The following is a 3,188-nucleotide window of genomic DNA, read 5'->3' on the forward strand; positions in this document are numbered from 1 at the left end:
ATCCTGTCCCTTGATTTCGTCGGCGATAGTTTTTGCGGGCCGCGTTCTCTTCTCGATGAGCCCGAGCTTTGGCCGCAAAAGGTGATTGTCATGACGCTGGCCAAGGTCGGTGCGGCCGCCGGTCCCGACTTCGGGCGGTTGCAGGAGGTCAAGGCCAAGGCCGGAAATCGCGCTGTCATTGCGGCCGGCGGTGTCCGCGACGAGAACGACATCAGGGCCTTGTCCGCCATGGGCGTCGCCGCGGCACTGGTCGCAACCTCATTGCACAACGCTACGCTCACGCCCGGCCGCCTCGCGTCACTCGGCGCCTGATCATCGTTGCTCGTCAGCTCCCGAAGGGCGTGCGCCCTTCGGGAGCTGACGTTTCAAAAGCCCAGAACCTTTTTCAGCCGGCGCAACAGACCATCCGTCTCAGAAGAGGGTTTTTCCTGTGCGGGGCTGTCTCTTGTCTAGGCTGCGAACGGATGCTTGACCTTGTCGCGCTGGGCCGTTGCTTCGGCGGCGGTCGGGGTTCCTGCAACGGCGCGCTGGATGGCTTCCTTTGTCGCCTCGTAATTGTATTTCTGGATCTTGGCGTCGTCCGCCGCGTCCCAATGGATGAATACCCCGACGCAGATGAACACGTCGTCTGCTTCGTTGGCCGGAATGGTCCCGTCCGCAACGCTGTCCTGCACGGCCTTTGCCACGGCGTGCTGCGCCGGGCCGAACATCTGGACCGCCTGTTTGGCACCCTTGATCGTGACCTTGTTGAACATCACGGTGTTGGGTTTGCATTGAAGATTGGGCGCGATCACCGCCAAAAGCGAAGTAAAGCCGTCCTTGTTGTTGGTAAGCGCGTTGCAAAATGCCGTTTCGACCGCGCTCCCCCGCGGGCCGATGAGCAGGTCGACATGCGCGACTTCGTTGCCGTCTCCCACCAGCGATTCACCGACCATAACCTTTGATATTTTTGCCATGCCAATTTCCTCCAAGACACAATTATGATGTCCACGGACGCTGCAACCGAGCAGGCGCTCGATGGACAGCTATCCTTGTTGGCAGCGTCCGGATTTGCCCGGACCGGTTGGCTAGATAGCCGCGGAAGCACAGCTTCCGCTTTTGGAAGTCAAGCACCAACGCCGCGATTATGCAAGGTGAGGGCGAGGGTGTGGACTAAAAGAGTAGCCACGGTGAGGTCGGCCGAGGTGCCGGGGTTGATGTTGTCGGCCTTCAGCCGGCGGTCGAACTCCATGAGCAGACGAATGCGCGACGGTTCGTCGCCCTCGGCATGGAGCGCCGCCTGAACGGCAACGGCTTCCTGCCGCGCCTGATTTGCGACGTGAACGCCGTGCTTGCGCATCACATGGCTGTCGGGGAAGTCGGCGAGAAACGCCATGTAGACGAACACCGTCGGCCACATGCCGTCTTCTTCACGTGCCAACGCTCCATCCAGCGCGGCGAGCCCGACCCCGAACACGTCGCCGAAACAGTTGCTGTACTGGCGAGCGATCATGTCGCGGTCGGCAGCCTCCCTCATCGCGTCCAGCAAATGGACCTTCGGCTCCTGCCGCACATCGTTGGCGGCTTCTCCGAGGCCGCCTGGCGCGGCCGTGACGATCGCCTCGAATACCGCCTTGGTATCCTGCACGCTCAAAGCCCGAAGCAGCGAATCGAGATTGTCCTGCAGTCTGTCACCGCCCATTTCGGCAGCGCATATCAGAGGCCCTGCCAGAAGGATGATTCCGAGATTGGTGTTGGTTGCGACCGCCAGTCGTGTCGCGCGCACCGCCTCCAGCATCCGCTGCCCGACCGGCAGACGAGGATCGGTCAGCGGCCCGGAGGAAACCTCCGCACTTGTCATGAACTGGGCGGCGGACATGCCGTGTCCGTCGGCGAACAGATGGACGTTGCCCGGCTTTAGGGCTTCGATCTCCATCCTGCAGGCATTCTTATAGCTGGCCCGGAGGCGTTCACGCGAAAGCGCCAACTTGCCCGCCCTCACGAATTCGCAGGCGCGGCAAAACGGTAGGGCCGCGGTGCGGCGGCCGCCTCGGCGCGGTCGGCCAGAAGTTTCAGCAAGGCATCGGCGATTGCTTCGGCGATGTTCACGGCGACCACCGACTGCAATCCCGACCATGCGGGCATGCTGTTCACTTCGAGTATGAACAGATTGCCGTCGTCAGCCCGCACGATGTCCACGCCGGCAAAATCCGCGCCGACCGCGGCTGACGCAGCGACGGCCAGCGATGCCAGTTCCGCCTTGCCATGTTCGGAAACCTGTTCCGGCACGCCACCCCGGTTGACGTTCGTGATCCAGTCGTCGCTGATGCGGCTCATCATCGCCACGGTCTCTCCGGCGCAGACAAACACGCGGAAATCCCGGAAAGGCGGACCGGCACGCGACACATATTGCTGAAGGTAGTAGACGCTGTTCACCTCTTCTGCGGCCGGCAGGTCCGAGAGCGTGCGGATCAGCTTTATGCCGCGGCCTTGCGCCCCGAACAATGGTTTCAGCACCAGCGGTCCCCGCGGAAGCTCTTGCGCCGCGACCTCCTCGGCGACGGCAAGTCCTTCTGCGGCAAAGGTGCGTGGCGTAGGCAGGCCGGCATTTTTCAGGAGGAATGTCGTCATCGACTTGTCGACGCAGCGCTCGATCGCCTGCGCGGAATTCCATACGGGAACCGACAGTCTGCTTAACGCGTGCAGCACCCCGAGGCGCCGGGTAACCGCTTCAAACGATCCGGCGGCGATCGAACGGACGAGCACGGCGTCGGGCAGCGTGCCGCCGAAGCCGGGGATCGTAAGTCCGCTCGGGCTGCTGGTATCGAATGCGATCGCCGCCAGCGGCACGGCTGTAACGGCGGCGCCCCCCCGACCAAGTCCTGCCGCCAGGCCGTTGGAGCCGGTGTCCACTTTGTCGCTGACGATCAGGATGCGAGGGATCATGTGGCCTCTCGGGTGCGGGAATGTCGGCGGCGCGAGCGATTCCAGGCCCTCATGGCAGCGTCCGCGGCAGGGCTGCACGGAAGGCAGTCGCCGGGCGGGCGAATGACAGACGAATCCCTTTGCACCGCCATGCCCTAGCCGAGACTCCGTTCGAGCATCTTCAGATCACGCCGACCGGCGCGAAAAGTATCGCCGGTTTCGATCGCTGTCACGATCACTTCAGCCGGGCTGAACAGCAACGGGTCGATGGCATAGAAATCGCC

At 63.0% G+C, this 3,188-nt stretch carries 5 protein-coding genes; 1 reads left to right on the forward strand and 4 read right to left on the reverse strand.

Going from position 1 to position 3,188, the window contains the following annotated elements:
* On the forward strand, nt 1-312 hold a 312-nt coding region (locus EN932_RS32360), incomplete at its 5' end, for a HisA/HisF-related TIM barrel protein (RefSeq protein ID WP_245483368.1).
* A gap of 137 nt (nt 313-449) precedes the next feature.
* Here EN932_RS32360 and fae read toward each other — a convergent pair.
* The 4 genes from fae to EN932_RS32380 form a co-directional block, all read right to left on the reverse strand.
* Nucleotides 450-956 (reverse strand): formaldehyde-activating enzyme, encoded by a 507-nt coding sequence (gene fae / locus EN932_RS32365; RefSeq protein WP_013532036.1) that lies wholly within the window; start codon nt 954-956, stop codon nt 450-452.
* 149 nt (nt 957-1,105) lie between these two features.
* On the reverse strand, nt 1,106-1,981 hold the full coding sequence (locus EN932_RS32370; RefSeq protein WP_348629876.1) for a triphosphoribosyl-dephospho-CoA synthase: 876 nt from the start codon (nt 1,979-1,981) through the stop codon (nt 1,106-1,108).
* Nucleotides 1,978-2,829: a RimK family alpha-L-glutamate ligase gene (locus EN932_RS32375; RefSeq protein WP_245469168.1), complete on the reverse strand. Its 852-nt coding sequence runs from the start codon at nt 2,827-2,829 to the stop codon at nt 1,978-1,980. The genes EN932_RS32370 and EN932_RS32375 overlap by 4 nt, the downstream gene beginning before the upstream one ends.
* A 230-nt stretch (nt 2,830-3,059) precedes the next feature.
* A partial coding sequence (locus tag EN932_RS32380; RefSeq protein ID WP_281061568.1) for a methenyltetrahydromethanopterin cyclohydrolase occupies nt 3,060-3,188 on the reverse strand: 129 nt, incomplete at its 5' end.

Source organism: Mesorhizobium sp. M7A.F.Ca.US.002.01.1.1 (assembly GCF_004022955.1).
Taxonomy (GTDB): domain Bacteria; phylum Pseudomonadota; class Alphaproteobacteria; order Rhizobiales; family Rhizobiaceae; genus Mesorhizobium; species Mesorhizobium ciceri.

Bases quoted from the DNA above. Each gene is read 5' to 3' on its own strand.
- fae (WP_013532036.1), bottom strand. From the start codon at position 956: ATGGCAAAAATATCAAAGGTTATGGTCGGTGAATCGCTGGTGGGAGAC.